Consider the following 17,786-nt stretch of genomic DNA (forward strand, 5'->3'; position numbering starts at 1 on the left):
CCTCAGAACGAATAGCCGAACACGATCTGGCCGAGATAGGTCTTGCGGTCATTCGCATCCGTGCTGCCGAGCGCCTGGCGGCGGCCGTCGCCGGCTTTCGCCGCGCCGAGGATGCTGGTGACGCTCAGGCCCGGCACCGGGGTATCCCACTGGGCATAGACGTTCAGCTCGGTCAGCAGGTCGTCGGAGGTGACGCCGTTGGCGGTATCGGGCTTGTCGTAGAAATGGCGATAGAACAGCGCGCCGACGGCAAGCTCTTCCATCGGCTGCAGCGCCACATGGGTCATGTGGCTGTTCAGGTTGGAATTGCCGCCGGGCGTGTAGCGCGTGTAGATCTCGCCCAGGTCCCAGGTGCCGAAGCCGCGCGCGCCGCCGCCGGTGTAGAGCGAATCCCAGGCGGTGTTGCGGCCGTCATTGGAATTGTTGTCGCCGCTGAAATGGGCATAACGGTAGCTGACCCGCGGCGTCCAGGGCAGGCCTGAGAAACTGTATTGCGGCTCGACATACCAGGCCTGCGCCCGGCTCTTGCGGCCGGTCTCGTCATTACGCTGCAGGCCGAGCTCGGAATAGAGCGCGAAATCCCGGAAAGCCTCGCCCAGGCTGCTCAAGAGCGCGCCGCCGGCCCGCAGGGCATAGACATCCAGCCCGTCGCGGTTGGCCGAGACGCCGGTATCCGCCTCGTAGACGGTGAGCGCGGTGAAGCCGACATACCATTGCCGCTCCTCGTATTCGAAACGGCCATGATCCTTGTGGCTGGAGGCGAACCATTCGATGTTGCCGCCATAGAGGCTGGTGGCGGCGGCATCGCCGGCGCGCATGAAGCGCTGGTCGACATTGCCTTCGAGATGGAAGAGGTCGGCGCGCACCGGCTCGGTGTTCAGCTTGAGGATCGCGGTGCGGTCGAAGCTGGCGCGCGGGCCCATCACATAGGCGGCGCGGCGCTGGCCTTCCGCCGTGCCGTCGACCAGCAGGAAGCCGTCGCCGACGGAAAACGGCTGGCGGCCGGCCGAGATGTCGATGGCATCCTCGCCCAACGAGGCGAAGGTCAGGCCGGATTTCCAGCCCAGATAGGCGTCCTCGACGCCGAGCGCCTCGGGCTGGTCGCTGGTCGAGGAATTGCGCTGCGCGTCGCCCTGGCCGCGCGTGGCGCTGCCGAGCAGCTTGAAGCCGCCATAGACGCTGCTGTCGCCGGCATGCCAGTCGGCGGCGAGGCCTGGCGCGATGAAGCCCTCGCTCCAGGCGCGGCCGCCGGCGCGCTCATCGCTGCGATACGACAGGCTGCCCAGGCCATGCTGGGCATTGGCGACGCTGAACAGGCCGAAGCCGGCATCCAGCGTCAGGGTCAGGTCGAGGTCACCGATGCTGTGGGTGAGGCCACGCTTGTCGTGGTCGTCTTCGGCATGGACAGGCAGGGCGACGAAGGCAAACAGGGCGGCGGCAGTGCAAAGGAGGCGGTTGCGCAAGATGGGATCCCCAAAATTTCTCAGGCTTGGCAGCCGGTTGCTGGTCAGCATGGGCCGCATGTTTGTTATAATATAACAATAAGACGCTGGCCGCAACGCCCACGGGCCGGTTGTCCGGGCCGGCGGTATCGACTAGAACCGCAGCCACTTGCCGGAATCCATGATCAAGGAGACAGCCATGCGTCCGAGCGGCCGCAAAGCCGACCAGTTGCGCCCGATCCGCCTGGAGCCGGGCTTCGCCAAATACGCCGAAGGCTCCTGCCTGGTGAAATTCGGCGAGACCCATGTGCTCTGCGCCGCCACGGTGGAAGAGAAGGTGCCGCCGTTCCTGCGCAATACCGGCCGCGGCTGGGTGACGGCGGAATACGGCATGCTGCCGCGCTCCACGCACAGCCGCACCGAACGCGAAGCCTCGCGCGGCAAGCAGTCGGGCCGCACCCAGGAAATCCAGCGCCTGGTCGGGCGCTCCCTGCGCGCCGTCACCAACCTGTCGGGCTTCGGCGAGCGGCAGATCCGGCTTGATTGCGACGTGCTGCAGGCCGATGGCGGCACGCGCACCGCGGCGATCACCGGCTCCTGGGTGGCGCTGCATCTCGCCTTTACCGGACTGGTAAAATCCGGCGCGATCGCGCAGATTCCGCTGATCGGCCAGGTCGGCGCGGTGAGCTGCGGCCTGTGCGACGGCCAGCCGGTGCTCGATCTCGATTACGCCGAGGATTCAACCGCGCAGGCCGATGCCAATTTCGTCCTCACCGATACCGGCGCCATCGTGGAAGTGCAGGGCACGGCCGAGAAGGACCCGTTCTCGGAAGAGCAGTTCGCCGCCATGCTGAAGCTGGCCAAGAGTGGCATCACCGAGCTGATGGCCCTGCAGCGGCAGGCCATCGGGAAATAAGCCCCATGTCTCGACGGCATTTCGATGGCGGCCGGCTGGTGATCGCCAGCCACAATGCCGGCAAGCTGCGCGAAATCGCCGACCTGCTGGCGCCCTATGCCGTGCAGGCGATCTCGGCCGGCGAGCTTGGCCTGCCCGAGCCGGACGAGACCGGCGAGACCTTCGTGGCCAATGCCGAGCTGAAGGCGCTGGCCTCGGCGCGCGGCGCCAACCTGCCGGCCCTGGCCGATGATTCCGGCATGAGCGTCAACGCGCTGGATGGCGCGCCGGGCATCTATTCGGCGCGCTGGGCCGGACCGAAGAAGGATTTCAACCACGCGATGGACAAGGTGTGGCGCGCCGTGCAGGAAAAGGGCGTCGAGCCGCCCTTCCGTGCCCAGTTCGTCTGCGCCCTGTCGCTCGCCTGGCCCGATGGCCATGTGGAAAGCTTCGAGGGCGTGGTGCATGGCCGGCTGGTCTGGCCGCCGCGCGGCACATTCGGCTTCGGCTACGATCCGATATTCCTGCCCGAGAGCGAGGTTGGCTTCGGCGATCGCACCTTCGGCGAGATGCCGCCCAGGGAAAAGCATGCCATCAGCCACCGCGCGCTGGCATTCAGGCAACTGATCGATGCCTGTTTCCGGCGCTAGCAGCAGCATCCCGCGGCGCGGCTTCGGCCTCTATGTGCATTGGCCGTTCTGCGTCTCGAAATGCCCCTATTGCGACTTCAATTCCCATGTGCGCGCGTCGATCGACACCGCGCGCTGGCATGTCGCCTACCAGGCCGAACTGGCGCATTACGCCGCTGCCGGGATCGGGGCCGGCGAGAAGATCACCTCGGTCTTCTTCGGCGGCGGCACGCCGTCGCTGATGCCGCCGGAGACCGTTGCCGGCATTCTCGAGGCGGCGCGCTGGCACTGGGGCTTCGCCGATGATGTCGAGATCACGCTGGAAGCCAATCCGAATTCGGCCGAGGCCGGCAAATTCGCCGACTTCGCCGCCGCCGGCGTCAACCGGTTGTCCATCGGCGTGCAGAGCTTCGACGAGGCCGTGCTGAAATTCCTCGGCCGCGCCCATGGCGCGGCGGAAGCGCGGCACGCGATCGCGGCGGCACAGAAAGCCGTGCCGCGCTATTCCTTCGATCTGATCTATGCCCGGCCCGGCCAGACGGCGGAAGCCTGGCGCACCGAACTCGAGGATGCGATCAAACTCGCCGGCGATCATCTTTCGCTCTACACGCTGACCATCGAGCCCAATACCGGCTTCGCCGGCGCGGTGGCGCGCGGCGCGCTGAGCCCCATGGCGGATGACGACCAGGCGGCCTTATATGACCTGACGCAGGAGATCATGGAGCAGGCCGGCCGGCCGGCTTACGAGATTTCCAACCACGCCCGACCCGGCGGCGAGAGCCGGCACAACCTGGTCTACTGGCGCAGCGGGCAGTATCTCGGCCTTGGCCCCGGCGCCCATGCGCGGCTGCAGACGGCGCAAGGCTGGCTGGCGATCCAGAACCGGCGCAAGCCGGAAGCCTGGCTGGAGCAGGTGGAAGGCCAGGGCGAGGGCCGCGAGAGCGCAACGCCGGTCAGCAGCGCCGAGCGCGCGGAAGAGGCGCTGATGATGGGCCTGCGCCTGGCCGAAGGCGTTTATGCAAAGAATTTCCATGCAGCCTGCGGCCTCGACCTGGACACGGTGATACCCCCGGCGCGTTCTGCGCCGCTGGAAGCTGCCGGGCTTCTGATCCGCACGCCGGAGAAGATCGTGGCCACGAAAGATGGCCGCGCCGTGCTGGACGGGTTGCTGGCGAAACTGCTGGCCTAGACAGGCAGGATCATTCCCACAGGCTGAGAATCAGGCCCTCATCGGCCTTGGCCTGGCCGGCCAGCGTTGCGGTCCATGCGGCGGAAACGCTGGTGACGCCGCGTCCCTCGATCACCCGCAGGCAGCGCCGCGCCAGCGGCAGGAAATCCGCCATCGCATCGGCGAAGCGGGCGTCGATCACGCCGCGGCCCCAGTCCTGGGTGCGTTTCTTGATGCGATCCGGGGCGAAGAAGAAGACCGGCCTGGGTCCGGGCAGTTCCTTGCCGGGCGGATTCATTTCGCGATGCGACAGGCCGACGGCACAGGAATATTTCAGCGCGTCGCCGAAATGCCGGTGGATGGCGGTGCGTACCGCGCCGCTGCCGGCGAAGTCGACATAGACGGTGGGGCGGCCGGCATCCAGGCTGGTGATCTCATCGTAGAGCACGACCTGGTGATAGCTGCCGAGGTCTTGCACGAAGCCGCGGTTGCCTGCGGAGGTGAGGCCGACCACCTCGATCCCGCCGCGCCGGTGCAGCAGATGGGCCAGGCCGAAGGCGGTCTTGGCCGAGGCGCTGGACAGGATCGCACGTTGCGCACCGAAGAAATGTTCATCGGCCAGGAAATCGTCGATCAGGAAAGAGGTGATGAAAAGCGGGCGGAACAGCGCCTGGAAGGGCTGGAGTTCCGGCAGGAAGGCGGTGTCGCCGGTGGTGCGGATATAGAAATTGTAGGCCGGCGGCAGCTCGCGGCGATGCGCAGCGGCGTCGACGAAGCTGCTGTCGGCGACCTTCGCCGGTTGCAGTACCGCATGGCTGGCCATCGGCAGGAAGCCGAAAATGCGTTCGCCCGCCACGATGTCGTCATGCCGGCTTTCCAGCACGTCGCCGAAGCCCCAGGCCGGTACGACGCCGTAGCCTTCCTCCGCGGCGGGATAGAACTTCCAGTAGGCCAGGCGTTCGCCCAGCTCGGCATAGGTAATGTTATTGGCGGTGAAGGCGAAGCTGTCGATTTTCACCAGCACCTCGCCGGGCTGCAGCACCGGCAGCCTGGCCGTGATCAGCTTGGTGTTTTGCAGATTGGTTTTGTCGATCCCGAACTGGGTCAGGGTCGCGGTCATGGGTTCCTCCAGTGCTCACAGTATCCATGGGCATTGTAGGCCGTCCGGGCCGGCGCATGCGTGACAAAATTTAGATGGCTCGGTGGCGAGGCCGTTGGAATACGAACGAACCCGTGGCGTGGCGCTGCCCTATTCGGCCGGCTGTTTCGCCTCTGCCGCAGCGTCATGATGATCCGACGCTTTTGGCAGCCTGCGGCTGACCCAGGCGCCGAGGTCGTCGAGATAGGTGAAGATCACCGGCGTGACGATCAGGGTGAGCAGGGTGGAGGATACCAGGCCGCCGATCACCGCATGGGCCATGGCCGAGGTCTGTTTGGCGCCTTCGCCCAGCGCCAGCGCCAGCGGCAGCATGCCGAAGATCATCGCCAGCGTCGTCATCATGATCGGGCGCAGGCGGATTTCGCCGGCTTCCAGGATCGCCTCGGTGCGGTCCAGTCCGCCGCGGCGGGCATGGTTGACGAAGTCGATCAGCAGGATGGCGTTCTTGGTCACCAGGCCCATCAGCATGATGAAGCCGATGATCGAGAAAATGTTGAGCGTGGAGCCCCACAGCCACAGGCCGAGGATGACGCCGATCAGCGACAGCGGCAGCGAGGCCATGATGGCAAACGGCTGCAGGAAGCTGCCGAACTGCGAGGCGAGGATCAGGTAGATGAAGATGATGGCCAGCAGCAGGGCGGCGGCGGCGAAGCCGGCCGATTCCTTCATGTCCTTCGAGGCGCCGCCGAACCAGAAGCGGTAGCCGGGCGGCAGCTTCATCTGCTCGAGCTTGGCCTGGATCTCGCGGCCGGCCTCGCCGACCGGGCGGTTATAGGTGGCTGCCGTCAGCAACACCTCGCGGGCAAGATCGCGGCGGTTGATCTGGGTCGAGCCGAGCGAGGGCTGGATCTGCACCACCTGGGCCAGGGCGATCATCTTGGGATTGCCGTCGGGATTCATCTGGTTGGAGGCGACATAGATGCGCTCCAGGTCGGGCAGGCCGGTGCGGTCGTCGCGCGGCAGGCGCACGAAGACGTCGTAATCCTCGTCATCCGGTCCCTTCCAGGTGCCGGCTTCCTCGCCGGCCAGCAGCGGGCGCAGGGTGGCGGCGATGGAGGCGACGCTGACGCCCAGATCGGCGGCGAGCTGGCGGTCGACATCCAGCGCCACGGTCGGCTTGTTGGCCTTGAGGCTGGATTCAAGGTCGACCACGCCCGGCACGGTGCGGATGATCGCCATGGCTTCCTGCGACAGGCGGTCAAGCTCGGCGATATCCTGACCCTTCAGCGCGATCATGATCGGCTTGTTCAGGCCGCCGCCCAGATTGGGCAGGCCGATATTGACGTTGTCGATGCCGGCGATCAGCGACAGGCGGTCGCGGAAGGGCTGGGTCATCTGCTGCGGCGTGCGCTTGCGCTGCTCCAGCGGCACGAAGCGCACATACAGCGTGCCGACATTGCGCCGCGCGAAGGCGCCGGCATTGATCGAGGCGAAGCTGTACTGCACCTCGGGGAATTCCTTCAGGGCATCCTGCACCTGGCGGATCTTGGCCTCGGTATAGTCGATGGCCGAGCCGGGCGGCGTGGTGATCTCGACCAGGATTTCCGACAAATCCGGCTCGGGCACGAATTCGGTGCCCAGCTTGCCAACCAGCATGACGCTGCCGACCAGGCTGAACACGGCGATCAGCAGCACGACCCAGCGCCAGCGCAGGCTCCAGCGCAGCACATGACGATACAGCCGGCCGAGCCGCTCCATGCCCTTGTCGACCAGCGCGACGGCGCGGCCGACCGGGCCGCGCTTGGCATTGGGCAGGCTGTGCGGATCGTGCCAGACGCTGGACAGCATCGGGTCGAGGGTGAAGCTGACGAACAGCGAGATCAGCACCGCCACCGTGACGGTGATGCCGAATTGCAGGAAGAACCGCCCGATGATGCCGCCCATGAAGGCGACGGGCAGGAAGACGGCGACAATCGAGAAGGTGGTGGCCAGCACGGCCAGGCCGATCTCGTTGGTGCCGTCCAGCGCCGCCTGACGGTGGCTTTTGCCCATGGCGACATGTCGCGTGATGTTTTCCCGGACGACAATCGCATCGTCGATCAGGATGCCGATGGCCAGCGACAGGGCCATCAGAGTCAGCTTGTTGAGCGTGAAGCCGGCCGCGTAGACCGCGGCCAGCGTGCCGATCACGGCAATCGGTAGCGTGAGCCCAGTGATGATGGTGCTACGCCAGGAATTGAGGAACAGGAAGACGATCAGCACGGTGAGGATGGCGCCCTCGATCAGGGTGCGCTGCACGCCGTTGACCGAGATCAGGATGGCGCGGCTGTCGTCGCGCATGAACTGCAGGGTGATGTCGGAGGGCAGGTCGGCCTCCAGCTCCTTCACCGCCTGCTTCAGGCCGGTGATGACCTCCAGGGTATTGGAGCCCTGCACCTTGATGAAGGAAATCGCCAGCAGGCGGTCGCCATCAAACAGGGCGACGGCATCCTTTTCCTCGGTGCCGTCCTCCACCGTGGCGACATCACCGAGCGTGACCGAGGCGCCGCCGCGGCGCGCCAGCACCAGCTGAGCCAGCTTGCGCGGATCGGTGACGCGGCCTTCGATCTGCACGACGAATTCGGTCTGCGGCCGGGTCAGGGTGCCGACGGGAAGCTGCTGGTTCTCGCTTTTCAGCACGTTGATCAACTGATCCATGCCGATGCCGTAGGCCTGCATCTTTTCCGGATTCGGCAGGATGTTGATGCGCCGCTTCACGCCGCCGACGATGTAGGCTTGGCCCACGCCGCGCACGGTCTGCAGCCGTTTCAGGATCACCTGGTCGGCGAGCGTGGTCAGCTCACGCAGGTCGCGGCGCTCGGTGCGCACGGCGATGGAGGCGACCGGCTGGCTATCGGGCGAGAAACGGGTGATTTCCGGCGTCTTGATCTCGTCGCGGAATTTCGGCGTGACCTGGGCGATCTTCTCGCGCACGTCCTGCACGGCCTCCACCGCGTCGACGGTCAGCTCGAATTCGATGATCACGGTCGAGCGGCCTTCCAGCGACCGCGAGGTCAGCGTGCGCACGCCGCTGATGGTGTTCACCGCATCCTCGATCGGCCGGGTGACTTCGCTTTCGACGCTTTCCGGCGTTGCGCCGGGATAGGAGGTGGCGACGACCACGATGGGGAATTCCACATCGGGGAACTGCTCGATGCTGAGCTTGAAATAAGCGAACAGGCCGACCACCAGCAGCGACGCCATCATCATGGTGGCGAAGACCGGATTGTTGACGCTGATGCGGGTGAGCCACATGGTCTGCCTCTCCCTGCCGGCCGGTCAGCGGCCGGCGATGCGGGCGGGCAGCCCGTCGCTCAGGCGGAGGCCGGGCGTGGCCACGACAGTCTCGCCGGCGGCGACGCCGCTGCTGATCGCCACGCGGCCATCGGGCGTGCCGGCGAGGGCGACGCTGACGGCGCGGCGCTCCAGGCGGCTGTCTTTCAGCACATAGACGATGTCGGCGTTGTTGTTGTCCCGCCGCAGCGCCTCGACCGGAATGGCGACGGCGCCGCGTCGCTCGGCCAGCACGGCCTCGCCGCTGCCGAACATGCCGCCGCGCAGCACGTGCTCGGGATTTTTCAGCAGGACGTAGACCGGGATCGAGCGCGACCCGCTCTGCGCCGTCGGGTTGATGCGCTCGACATGGCCCTCGAACGGACGGTCGGCGAAACCTTCGACGTTCAGCAGCACTTTCTGGCCGATTTTCAGTTGCGGCACGTCGCGTGCCGGCACCAGGGCCTCGACCTCGAGCACATCCAGATCGGCGATGACGAACAGCTTGGCGTCGACGGCGACGCGCTCGCCCGGATTGACGTAGCGCTCGGCCACCAGGCCATCCAGCGGCGCATAGATCGCCGCATCGCCCTGCGCCTTGCGCGCCATCGTCACCTGCTGCTCCAGGGCGGCGACATTGGCGCGCGCGTTGCGCCAGGCATTCTCGGCCTCGTCCAGCGCGGTCTGCGATTTCACGCCGCGCTGGGTCAGGGTGATCGCCTTGTCGCGGTTGATCTGGGCGAGATTGAGGGCGGAGCGGGCGCTGTCGAGGTTGCTCTGCTTCTCGCGCAGCCGGGCATTGAGGTCGGCGGTGTCGAGCCGGGCCAGCAACTGGCCTTTTTTCACGCTCTCGCCACGCCGCACGGAAATGTCCTGCACCACGGCGGCCACCTCGGCGCGCACCAGGCTCTGGTTCAGCGGCTGCAAGGTGCCGCTCAGGCGGACCACCTGGCGCAGATCGGCGATTTTCGCCTCGGCCAGATCGGCGGGCGAGAATTCGATGCCCTCGAAACGGGCCGGTTCGGCGGTGCTGATCGCCTTGACCGGCTGGCGGCCTTTGAGCAGATAAAGCCCGCCGCTGGCCATGATGGCGAGGGCAAGCACGGACAAACCGATCTTGGCTAAACGCGTCATGACGCCATTATCCCCCTGCGGCTTTCCATCCCTGCCAAGCCGCGCTGTATATATAGATACGCTGAAAATCCGTCCATCCTGCGTAAGTTACCAATAAGTAACTGTGATGTTGGTCACAATCGGCTGATCCGCAATCACGCGATGCGGTCAGATCGCCTCAGCGGGCAGCGTGGTGCACCAATGCATCAGCCGGTCCTTCAGCAGCCGGTCGCGAACATAAGGCAGCGATTCGTCCGCCAGCCGCTCGATCTCTTCGAAGACGAAGCCCTCTGGGCCGTATGTCCTCCAAGCCGCCTGCAGCACCGGGTGGTGATGGCCGCCTTGACGTAACGTGAACCAGAGGCGGTTCTGGATTTTGCCAAGGTCGGCGGCCCGTCCGGCCCAGCGTTGACCTGTCGACAGGCAGCGCAGACCATAGATGCCGGCCGAGGCCTTGCGCTCTTTATACGTGGCCAAAGCGGCTTTCCGGTCTTGCTTGTTCATGTCGCCGTTCCTGTCTGACTCTGGCCTGTCAGGCTCTGGCCAATCGGTCGAATTGTGAGGTAAATATCATCCGGATAATATTATAGTCAATAATTATATCCGGGTAATATTGGAGCGGCCCGTGCCTGAGACCAAACCGCAGACCTATACCGTCTTTGCCGGCAGTCGCCGTGTTGCCACCGGTTCCCTGACCGACGTGGCGCTGGCGGCGAAAGCGGCCATTGAGCAGATGCCGGAGATCACCACGCTGGTCTTTGATGACGCCACCGGTACGGTGATCGACCTGGATCTGCGTGGCAGCGCCGCCGCGATCGCCGCACGTTACGCCGCGCTGACCGTGGCGGAGGAAACCGCGTTCTCGACCCGTGGCCGCGGGCGCCCGAAGCTTGGCGTGATCGCCCGCGAAGTTACCCTGCTGCCGCGGCACTGGGATTGGCTGGCGGCGCAACCGGGCGGCGCCTCGCAAGCGCTGCGTCGTTTGGTCGACGAAGCCCGCCACGCCGATGGCGGCCGCACGGAACGTCGCCGCATGCAGGAGGCGGCTTATCGTTTCATGGCGGCAGTCGCTGGAGATCTACCCGGCTTCGAAATGGCGGCGCGGGCTCTGTTTGCCGCCGACCAGCCGCAGTTCAGCGCGATCGTCGCGACCTGGCCGCAGGATATCTCCGGTTATGCGCAGAAACTCGCCTGGGGCGAACCTGCCGCTGCTGCGGCGTCGTGAGGCGAAGGACATGGCGCCAGTCATCTACAGCATCGGTCATTCCAACCACGCGCCGGCGCGCTTTCAGGCCCTGTTGCAGCAGCATGGCATCAACCAGCTCGCCGATCTGCGCTCGGTGCCGGCCTCGCGTTACGCGCCGCATTTCAACCGGGCGGCGCTGCAGGCAGCCCTGGCCCGGGCCGGGATCGCCTATCGCTGGTTTGGCGAGACACTCGGCGGCAAGCCGCGCGCGGCGGAGCCGGATTTCCGGCGCGGCATTGCCGCATTGATGGCCTGGGTGGAACAGGGGACGGAACAGGGGGCGACGGCAATGATGTGCGCCGAGGCCGATCCATGGCAGTGCCATCGCACGCATCTGGTGACGCCGGCTTTACTGCTGTGCGGGGGAAGTGTGGTGCATATTCAGCCCGAAGGCGTGTTGCTATCGCATGACGCGCTGCAACACGAGAAATCAGCAGCCCCGCCGCAGCTCGATCTGTTCCGCTGACTGATCTTTGCTTGACGCGACGGCATTGGCTGAGCACACTTCCCGCACAAAAATATATCGGGAGGATACCATGCGTCACAGCACCATCGGTCGTGCAGCATTCATTGCGGCCGTTACCCTCGGCTTAGCCGGACTGGCCGGCGCCGAAGCCCGGGCACAGACCTACAAGCTGATGACCGGCCCGCAGGGCGGCGTCTGGGTGCCGCTGGGCGGCACCATGAAGGCGATGTTCGAAAAGGCCGTTCCCGGGGTGACGATCCAGACCCTGCCCGGCGCCGGCATCGCCAACGTGAAGGGCGTGCAGGAAGGCAAGGCCGATTTCGGCTTCGGCAACTCGATCTCCACGGTGGACGCGGTCAACGGCCGCCCGCCCTTCGGCGAGAAGACGGCCAATGTCTGCCAGGTTGCCAACCTGTATCCGCAGTTTTTCCAGGTGGTGGTCCTCGCCGATTCCAAGATCGACAAGATCGAGGACATGAAGGGCAAGTCGATCGCCGTGCAGACCAAGGGCAACACAGCGGAAGCGATCTCGGCCGATATCCTCAAGGCGCATGGGCTGTCCTATGACGCCATGGGCAAGGTCAATTTCATGGCCTCCTACAACGATGCCGCCGCCCTGCTGAAAGACGGCCATGCCCAGGTATTCACGCTCGGCACCACGATCCCGGCCTCGTCGGTGATGGACCTGGCCACCGCCCGCGACGTCAAGCTGATTCCGATCACCGACAAGGGCCTGGCCGACATGAAGAAGATCAATGCCGGCTACAACAAGGTGATCGTGCCGGCCGGCACCTATCCGAAACAGGACAAGGACGTGCCGGTAATCGGCTATTCGACGCATTTCATCACCTCGTGCAAGCTGCCAGAAGACAAGGTCTATGCCGTGACCAAGGCGATGGCGACCCATGTCGCCGACATGGCCGCGGTGAACAAGGCGATGGCCAAGCTGACGCCGAAGGAAATGGCCCAGGATATCGGCGTGCCGCTGCATCCCGGCGCGGCGAAGTATTACCGCGAAGTCGGCGCACTGAAGTAACCGTTTGAGGCGTACTGGCCGGCGTCGCTTCAGGACGGGCGGCGCCGGTCCTTTTTTCGCGGGCCCCGCAGCGGGCCGGCGCAATCGACCGGGGGGCGGATGATGGAGAGTAAAACTCTGATCGCGCGGGTGATCGCGCCGATCGGCGTGGCGATGGCCCTGTATCATATGTGGGTGATCGCCATGGGACCGCCGCAGGCGCTGGTGTTCCGCGGCATCCATCTGGCCTTTGCCTTGGCGCTGGTATTGCTGATCTATCCCTTCGCCCGGGACGAGAGCGGCCGGCGGCGCCTGATCTGGCTCGACGCGCTGATGTTCGCCGGCGCCATCCTGGCGCTGGGCCACCTGTTCATCAATCTCGACTATTTCATCAATCGCATCATCTATATCGACGACCTGAAGCCGCTCGATGTCGTTGCCGGTATGGCGCTGGTCGTGATCGTGCTGGACTGCACCCGCCGCGTGATCGGCTGGGCTCTGCCGATCACCGCCCTGCTGTTCATGGGCCATGCGCTGTTCGTCACCCAGGTTGATCCGCTCACCCTGCTGGATCAGCTTTACATGACCACCGAAGGCATCTTCGGCTCCACGCTGGGCGTTTCGGCATCCTATGTGATGATCTTCGTGCTGTTCGGCGCCTTCATGGAACGCACCGGCACCGGTAAGCTGTTCATGGATTTCGCCCTGGCGCTGACCGGCCGGCAGGCCGGCGGGCCGGGCAAGGTGGCGGTGGTATCATCGTCGCTGTTCGGCACCATCTCGGGCTCGGCGGTTGCCAACGTGATGGTCGACGGGCCGATCACCATTCCGCTGATGAAGCGCACCGGCTTCCGCCCGTCCTTCGCCGCGGCGGTGGAATCGGTCGCCTCGACCGGCGGCCAGATCATGCCGCCGATCATGGGCGCGGCGGCCTTCGTGATGGCGGAATTCCTTGCCGTTCCCTATGCCACGGTGGTGGTCTGGGCGCTGATTCCCTCGCTGCTCTATTACATTGCCTGCTTCGGCGCGGTGCATTTCGAAGCCAAGCGCCGCGGCCTGCATGGCCTGCCGGCGCATGAAGTGCCACGCATGCTCGCCGTGCTGAAGCAGAGCGGCCATCTGTTCATTCCGGTGGCGGTGATCCTCGGCGGCATGTTCATGGGCTATTCGGCGCCGCTCTGCGCCCTGGCCGGCACGCTCGCCTGTTTCCCGGTCGCAATGCTGCGCGCCGGCACGCGTGAGGGCCTGCGGATGGACATGGTGTGGGACGCCCTGCAGGATGGCGCGCGCAACACGCTGGCGGTGGCGCTGGCCTGCGCCTGCGCCGGCCTGGTGATCGGCTCGATCACCCTGACCGGCCTGGGCATCACCTTCACCAACTGGGTGGTTGGCCTGTCGCAGAACAGCCTGCTGCTGGCGCTGCTGCTCACCGCGGTGGCCGGGATCATCCTCGGCATGGGCATGCCGACCACGCCAGCCTATATCGTCATGGTGTCGCTGATGGTGCCGGCGATCATGAAGCTGGGCGTGATCGAGCCAGCCGCGCATATGTTCGCCTTCTACTTCGCCATCCTGTCGGCGATCACGCCGCCGGTGGCACTGGCGGTCTATGCCGCGGCCAGCCTGGCCAAGGCCAATATATGGGAAGCCGGCTGGGCGGCGGTGCGCACCGGCGCGGCCGGCTTCATCGTGCCGTTCATGTTCGTCTACGAGCCCGCCCTGCTGGCGATCGGCGAATGGCCCGACATCCTGCATGCGGCCGCCAGCGCCACCATCGGCTGCCTCGCGCTCGCCGCCGGCCTGTATGGCTACCTGATCCGGCCGGCCCTGATGTGGGAGCGCGCGCTGCTGGTGGCGGGTGCGCTATGCCTGATCAAGCCGGGACTGGTTACCGATCTGATCGGCATCGGCCTGATCGCGGTGGTGTTCATCGCGCAGAAGGCGATTGCCCGCGACCCGAATTTGGGCAGGGCGTCATAGCAGCTGCTTGTAGACCAGTTTCGTCACGCCGCGGGACAGCGCCTCGGACTCGACCAGTTCGAGGCGCAGGTCGCGCCGGCCCGGCGGCAGCAGGGGCATTCCTTCGCCGATCATATGGGGGATAACATACAGCTCGAAGCGGTCGATGGCGCCGATGTCGAGGAAACCCGCCCAGAGCTGCGGACCACCGAAAAGCCAAACATCGCCGTGCGAGGTCTGTCGCAGTTCAGCGGCCAGGGTTGCGAAATCCGCACGATGGGTTCGCGTATCGCGCGGCAGGCTCTGCAGGTCCTGCGCGGTGACAACATAGACCGTTTTTCCGGCATAAGGCCAGACGTCGCCGAAACTGCGGCTCATTTCGTAGGAGGCGCGACCCATGACGATGCTGCCGATCCCGGCCATGAAGGCTTCAAAGCCGAACTCAGCCGGATCGTAATCGTGCAGCCAGTCAACCGAACCATCGGGCCGGGCGATGAAGCCATCGGCGCTGATCGCCAGGTAGGCGCGGAACAACGGCGGCATATCAGGGCCACACGACCTTGCCGGGATTGAGGATATTGTCGGGATCGAAGGCGCGCTTGATTCTGCGCATCATTTCGATTTCGACCGGCGATTTGTATTGCGTGATCTCGTCGATCTTCATGCGGCCGACGCCATGCTCGGCCGAGATCGAGCCTTTCATCTCATGGGCGATGTCGTGCACGATCTGGTGCACGCGGTCCCAGTAGGCCATGAAGTCTTCCGGCTTCCAGCCCACCGGCTGAGACGGATTGAAATGCACGTTACCGTCGCCGATATGGCCGAAGGCAACGATGCGCACGCCGGGGATCAGGTCTTCCACCGCCTTGCTGGCGCGCTCAATGAACAAAGGCATCTGCGACACCGGCACCGAGATGTCGCATTTGATGCTGCCGCCCTCGGGCTTCTGCGAACTGGACATCGCCTCGCGGATTTTCCAGAAGGCGGCGCGCTGGGCATCCGACTGGGCGATGGCGGCATCCAGAACAAGGCCCTTCTCGAAGCCCTCCGCCAGCACGGCCTCCATGGTTTCGCCAATGGCGCCATCGTCGCGGCCCGAGGAGAATTCCAGGATCAGGTACCAGGGATGGCGCTCGGCGATGGGGTCGCTGGTGGCCGGCGTGTGGCGCAGCACGTAATCGAGGCCGATGCGCGGCATGATCTCGCAGCCCGTCACCTGGCCGCCGGTGGCGGCCTTGGCCAGGGCCAGCAATTCGATGGCCGCCTGCGGGCTGGGAATCGCGGTAAACGCGGTGGCCATCGCCTTGGGCAGCGGATGCAGCTTCAGCACCGCGGCGGTGATAATGCCCAGCGTGCCCTCGCCGCCGATGAACAGGTCGCGCAGGTCGTAGCCGGTATTGTCCTTGCGCAGGCCACGCAGGCCGTCCCAGATCTGGCCATCAGCCAGCACGACCTCTAGGCCCAGCGTCAACTCACGGGTATTGCCGTAACGCAGTACGGCATTGCCGCCGGCATTGGTGGAGAGGTTGCCGCCGATGGTACAACTGCCTTCCGAGCCGATGGACAGCGGAAACAGCCGCCCGGCCTCGCGGGCCGCCTGCTGCACGGTCTGCAGGATGCAGCCGGCTTCCACCGTGACAGTGTCGTTCAGCGGATCAATGGCGCGGATTTTGTTCATGCGCTGCAGCGACAGCACGATTTCGTCACCGGCATCGAAGGGGATGCCGCCACCGACCAGGCCGGTATTGCCGCCCTGCGGCACCAGCTTGGTTTTTGTCTCGCGCGCCAGCTTCACGATGGCGGCGACCTCTGCCGTGCTGGTCGGTTTCAGCACCAGCGGCGTCGTGCCGGCATAGAGGTCGCGCCACTCGCGCACATGCAGGGCCAGCGCGTCGGGATCGGAAGTCCAGCCTTTGGGGCCGACGATGGCGCGGAAGCGGTCGAGCAGATCGGGAGCGAGAGCGTTCATTGTGTCACCATAATCGCGGCGGCGATCCTAGCGTCCGCGCGCCGCGCGCGTAAGCCTGTCGTTGATGGCCTGGCCCAGACCATGCGGCGGGATCGGCATGACGGCGATGCCGTCCAGCCCCGGCGCATGATCCAGCGCATGTAGGCCGGCATAGAGATTGGCGGCAGCCTCGGCCAGATCGCCGGCATCGCTTAAACGCCAGACGCTGGTGAAACCGGGCGGCGGCGGGCCGAAGCTGAGCAGCCCTTCATTTTTCCCTGGCTGCGCTGCCGTGGCTTCCAGTCGCACCGGCAGGCGCGGCGCGTAATGCTTCAGCAGCATGCCGGGCGATTCACGCTTCACGTCGGTCGGCCGGGCCAGCGTCTCGCCCAGCACGCGCTCGATCTCCTCGGCCGCCACGCCGCCAGGCCGCAGCAAAGTGGCTTGTGGACCGGTCAGGCCGATCACGGTGGATTCCAGGCCCACCGGGCAGGGCCCGCCATCCAGCACGGGAACCTCCGGGCCGAGGCTGTCGCGGACATGCTGCGCCGTGGTGGGCGAGACATGGCCGGAGCGGTTGGCCGAGGGTGCGGCGACTGGGCGACCGACCAGACGCAGCAGCTCGCGCGCCTGTGGATGCGCCGGCATGCGCAGGGCCAGCGAGGGCAGCCCGGCCGAAACCGCCGGCGCCACCGGGCAATCGGGCCGGCGCGGCAGCACCAGGGTCAGCGCGCCTGGCCAAAAGGCTTCAGCCAGCCGGCGGGCGCGGGCATCGGCCATCACCAGATCGTCGAGCTGGGCCAGATCGGCGATATGGCAGATCAGCGGGTTGAAATCCGGCCGCCCCTTGGTGGCAAAAATCCTGGCCACGGCGGCGGGATTCGTCGCGTCGGCGCCCAGCCCGTAGACCGTTTCGGTGGCGAAGGCGACCACCTCGCCAGCTTTCAACTTCCCGGCGGCCTCTGAAATCGTTACGTCAACCATAGCCCAAGTTTAAGCCGGCGGGCATTGGCCTTGCTAGGCGTTCCAGACCATATTATGCAGCGCCCACAGCATGATCGTGGGTCAAAGGGAGACCGAGATGGAATACGCCGCCCCCGTCAAGGATATGCGTTTCACCCTGGAGCAGATTGCCGGCCTGGCCGATCTGGCCAGCTTGCCGGGCCTGGAGAACGCCGAGGGCGAAATCGTCGGCGCCGTACTGGAAGAGGCGGCGAAATTCGCCGCCGGCGTGCTCTCGCCGCTCAATCGCGGCGGCGACAAGGAAGGCGCCAAAATCGACAATGGCGTGGTGCGTACCGCGCCGGGCTTCGCGGCGGCCTACAAGAAATTCGTCGAGGGCGGCTGGAACGGCATGCCCTTCCCGGAAGAGCTCGGCGGCGGCGCGATGCCCTGGGCCGTCACCATGGCGGCGCAGGAAATGGTACAGGCGGCCAATCTGTCCTTCTCGCTCTGCCCGCTGCTGACCCAGGGCGCCATCGACGCCATCATCGC

Annotated in this window: 16 protein-coding genes; 8 read left to right on the forward strand and 8 right to left on the reverse strand. The window is 65.7% G+C overall.

Annotated elements, in window-relative coordinates; genetic code table 11:
• Nucleotides 1-2: 2 nt before the first annotated feature.
• Nucleotides 3-1,463 (reverse strand): alginate export family protein, encoded by a 1,461-nt coding sequence (locus Q1J79_RS07845; RefSeq protein WP_300298942.1) that lies wholly within the window; start codon nt 1,461-1,463, stop codon nt 3-5.
• 178 nt (nt 1,464-1,641) lie between these two features.
• On the opposite strand from Q1J79_RS07845, the gene rph reads away from it, so the two are divergent.
• The 3 genes from rph to hemW are packed head-to-tail and all read left to right on the forward strand — an operon-like array spanning nt 1,642 to nt 4,155.
• A complete protein-coding gene (rph, locus tag Q1J79_RS07850) occupies nt 1,642-2,358 on the forward strand; it encodes a ribonuclease PH (protein ID WP_300298945.1) in 717 nt (238 codons plus the stop codon).
• A gap of 5 nt (nt 2,359-2,363) precedes the next feature.
• Nucleotides 2,364-2,987, forward strand: coding sequence for an RdgB/HAM1 family non-canonical purine NTP pyrophosphatase (gene rdgB, locus Q1J79_RS07855; protein ID WP_300298948.1), 624 nt, complete (start codon nt 2,364-2,366; stop codon nt 2,985-2,987).
• Nucleotides 2,968-4,155 carry a radical SAM family heme chaperone HemW gene (gene hemW, locus Q1J79_RS07860; protein WP_300298951.1) on the forward strand — a complete coding sequence of 396 codons (1,188 nt, stop codon included), beginning with the start codon at nt 2,968-2,970 and terminating at the stop codon, nt 4,153-4,155. The genes rdgB and hemW overlap by 20 nt, the downstream gene beginning before the upstream one ends.
• A gap of 10 nt (nt 4,156-4,165) precedes the next feature.
• Here hemW and Q1J79_RS07865 read toward each other — a convergent pair whose 3' ends face one another.
• The 4 genes from Q1J79_RS07865 to Q1J79_RS07880 form a co-directional block, all read right to left on the reverse strand.
• Nucleotides 4,166-5,254, reverse strand: coding sequence for a DUF2855 family protein (locus tag Q1J79_RS07865; protein ID WP_300298954.1), 1,089 nt, complete (start codon nt 5,252-5,254; stop codon nt 4,166-4,168).
• A 129-nt stretch (nt 5,255-5,383) separates the two neighbouring features.
• A complete protein-coding gene (locus tag Q1J79_RS07870) occupies nt 5,384-8,527 on the reverse strand; it encodes an efflux RND transporter permease subunit (protein ID WP_300298957.1) in 3,144 nt (1,047 codons plus the stop codon).
• A 24-nt stretch (nt 8,528-8,551) separates the two neighbouring features.
• A complete protein-coding gene (locus Q1J79_RS07875) occupies nt 8,552-9,679 on the reverse strand; it encodes an efflux RND transporter periplasmic adaptor subunit (protein WP_300298961.1) in 1,128 nt (375 codons plus the stop codon).
• A gap of 147 nt (nt 9,680-9,826) precedes the next feature.
• Nucleotides 9,827-10,162, reverse strand: coding sequence for a GIY-YIG nuclease family protein (locus Q1J79_RS07880; RefSeq protein ID WP_300298963.1), 336 nt, complete (start codon nt 10,160-10,162; stop codon nt 9,827-9,829).
• Between the two features lie 121 nt (nt 10,163-10,283).
• Here Q1J79_RS07880 and Q1J79_RS07885 point away from each other — a divergent pair, with 121 nt between their 5' ends.
• The 4 genes from Q1J79_RS07885 (at nt 10,284) to Q1J79_RS07900 (ending at nt 14,365) form a co-directional block, all read left to right on the forward strand.
• Entirely contained in the window at nt 10,284-10,883 is a 600-nt protein-coding gene (locus Q1J79_RS07885; RefSeq protein WP_300298965.1) for a DUF2239 family protein, read from the forward strand.
• A 10-nt stretch (nt 10,884-10,893) separates the two neighbouring features.
• Nucleotides 10,894-11,370: a DUF488 family protein gene (locus Q1J79_RS07890; RefSeq protein ID WP_300298967.1), complete on the forward strand. Its 477-nt coding sequence runs from the start codon at nt 10,894-10,896 to the stop codon at nt 11,368-11,370.
• A gap of 70 nt (nt 11,371-11,440) precedes the next feature.
• Nucleotides 11,441-12,406 carry a TAXI family TRAP transporter solute-binding subunit gene (locus Q1J79_RS07895; RefSeq protein ID WP_300298969.1) on the forward strand — a complete coding sequence of 322 codons (966 nt, stop codon included), beginning with the start codon at nt 11,441-11,443 and terminating at the stop codon, nt 12,404-12,406.
• 102 nt (nt 12,407-12,508) lie between these two features.
• A complete protein-coding gene (locus Q1J79_RS07900; RefSeq protein ID WP_300298971.1) occupies nt 12,509-14,365 on the forward strand; it encodes a TRAP transporter permease in 1,857 nt (618 codons plus the stop codon).
• Here the strand turns inward: Q1J79_RS07900 and Q1J79_RS07905 are convergent.
• The 3 genes from Q1J79_RS07905 to Q1J79_RS07915 are packed head-to-tail and all read right to left on the reverse strand — an operon-like array spanning nt 14,360 to nt 17,276.
• Nucleotides 14,360-14,887, reverse strand: a complete 528-nt coding sequence (locus Q1J79_RS07905; protein ID WP_300298972.1) for a dihydrofolate reductase family protein — start codon at nt 14,885-14,887, stop codon at nt 14,360-14,362. The genes Q1J79_RS07900 and Q1J79_RS07905 overlap by 6 nt on opposite strands.
• A gap of 1 nt (nt 14,888) precedes the next feature.
• Complete coding sequence (locus tag Q1J79_RS07910) at nt 14,889-16,313, reverse strand: FAD-binding oxidoreductase (RefSeq protein ID WP_300298973.1); 1,425 nt, start codon at nt 16,311-16,313, stop codon at nt 14,889-14,891.
• 27 nt (nt 16,314-16,340) lie between these two features.
• The gene (locus Q1J79_RS07915) at nt 16,341-17,276 is read right to left on the reverse strand and encodes an L-threonylcarbamoyladenylate synthase (RefSeq protein WP_300298974.1); all 936 of its coding nucleotides are present in this window, start codon (nt 17,274-17,276) and stop codon (nt 16,341-16,343) included.
• 97 nt (nt 17,277-17,373) lie between these two features.
• On the opposite strand from Q1J79_RS07915, the gene Q1J79_RS07920 reads away from it, so the two are divergent.
• The coding region (locus Q1J79_RS07920) for an acyl-CoA dehydrogenase N-terminal domain-containing protein (protein WP_300298975.1) at nt 17,374-17,786 on the forward strand (413 nt) is incomplete at its 3' end.

This window comes from Ferrovibrio sp., from assembly GCF_029255545.1.
Taxonomy (GTDB): Bacteria; Pseudomonadota; Alphaproteobacteria; order Ferrovibrionales; family Ferrovibrionaceae; genus Ferrovibrio.

Excerpts from the sequence above, each read along its gene's own strand:
- rph (WP_300298945.1), top strand. The coding sequence starts at position 1,642 with ATGCGTCCGAGCGGCCGCAAAGCCGACCAGTTGCGCCCGATCCGCCTG.
- rdgB (WP_300298948.1), top strand. The coding sequence starts at position 2,364 with ATGTCTCGACGGCATTTCGATGGCGGCCGGCTGGTGATCGCCAGCCAC.
- hemW (WP_300298951.1), top strand. The coding sequence starts at position 2,968 with ATGCCTGTTTCCGGCGCTAGCAGCAGCATCCCGCGGCGCGGCTTCGGC.
- Q1J79_RS07865 (WP_300298954.1), bottom strand. The coding sequence starts at position 5,254 with ATGACCGCGACCCTGACCCAGTTCGGGATCGACAAAACCAATCTGCAA.
- Q1J79_RS07870 (WP_300298957.1), bottom strand. The coding sequence starts at position 8,527 with ATGTGGCTCACCCGCATCAGCGTCAACAATCCGGTCTTCGCCACCATG.
- Q1J79_RS07875 (WP_300298961.1), bottom strand. The coding sequence starts at position 9,679 with ATGACGCGTTTAGCCAAGATCGGTTTGTCCGTGCTTGCCCTCGCCATC.
- Q1J79_RS07880 (WP_300298963.1), bottom strand. The coding sequence starts at position 10,162 with ATGAACAAGCAAGACCGGAAAGCCGCTTTGGCCACGTATAAAGAGCGC.
- Q1J79_RS07890 (WP_300298967.1), top strand. The coding sequence starts at position 10,894 with ATGGCGCCAGTCATCTACAGCATCGGTCATTCCAACCACGCGCCGGCG.
- Q1J79_RS07895 (WP_300298969.1), top strand. The coding sequence starts at position 11,441 with ATGCGTCACAGCACCATCGGTCGTGCAGCATTCATTGCGGCCGTTACC.
- Q1J79_RS07900 (WP_300298971.1), top strand. The coding sequence starts at position 12,509 with ATGGAGAGTAAAACTCTGATCGCGCGGGTGATCGCGCCGATCGGCGTG.
- Q1J79_RS07905 (WP_300298972.1), bottom strand. The coding sequence starts at position 14,887 with ATGCCGCCGTTGTTCCGCGCCTACCTGGCGATCAGCGCCGATGGCTTC.
- Q1J79_RS07910 (WP_300298973.1), bottom strand. The coding sequence starts at position 16,313 with ATGAACGCTCTCGCTCCCGATCTGCTCGACCGCTTCCGCGCCATCGTC.
- Q1J79_RS07915 (WP_300298974.1), bottom strand. The coding sequence starts at position 17,276 with ATGGTTGACGTAACGATTTCAGAGGCCGCCGGGAAGTTGAAAGCTGGC.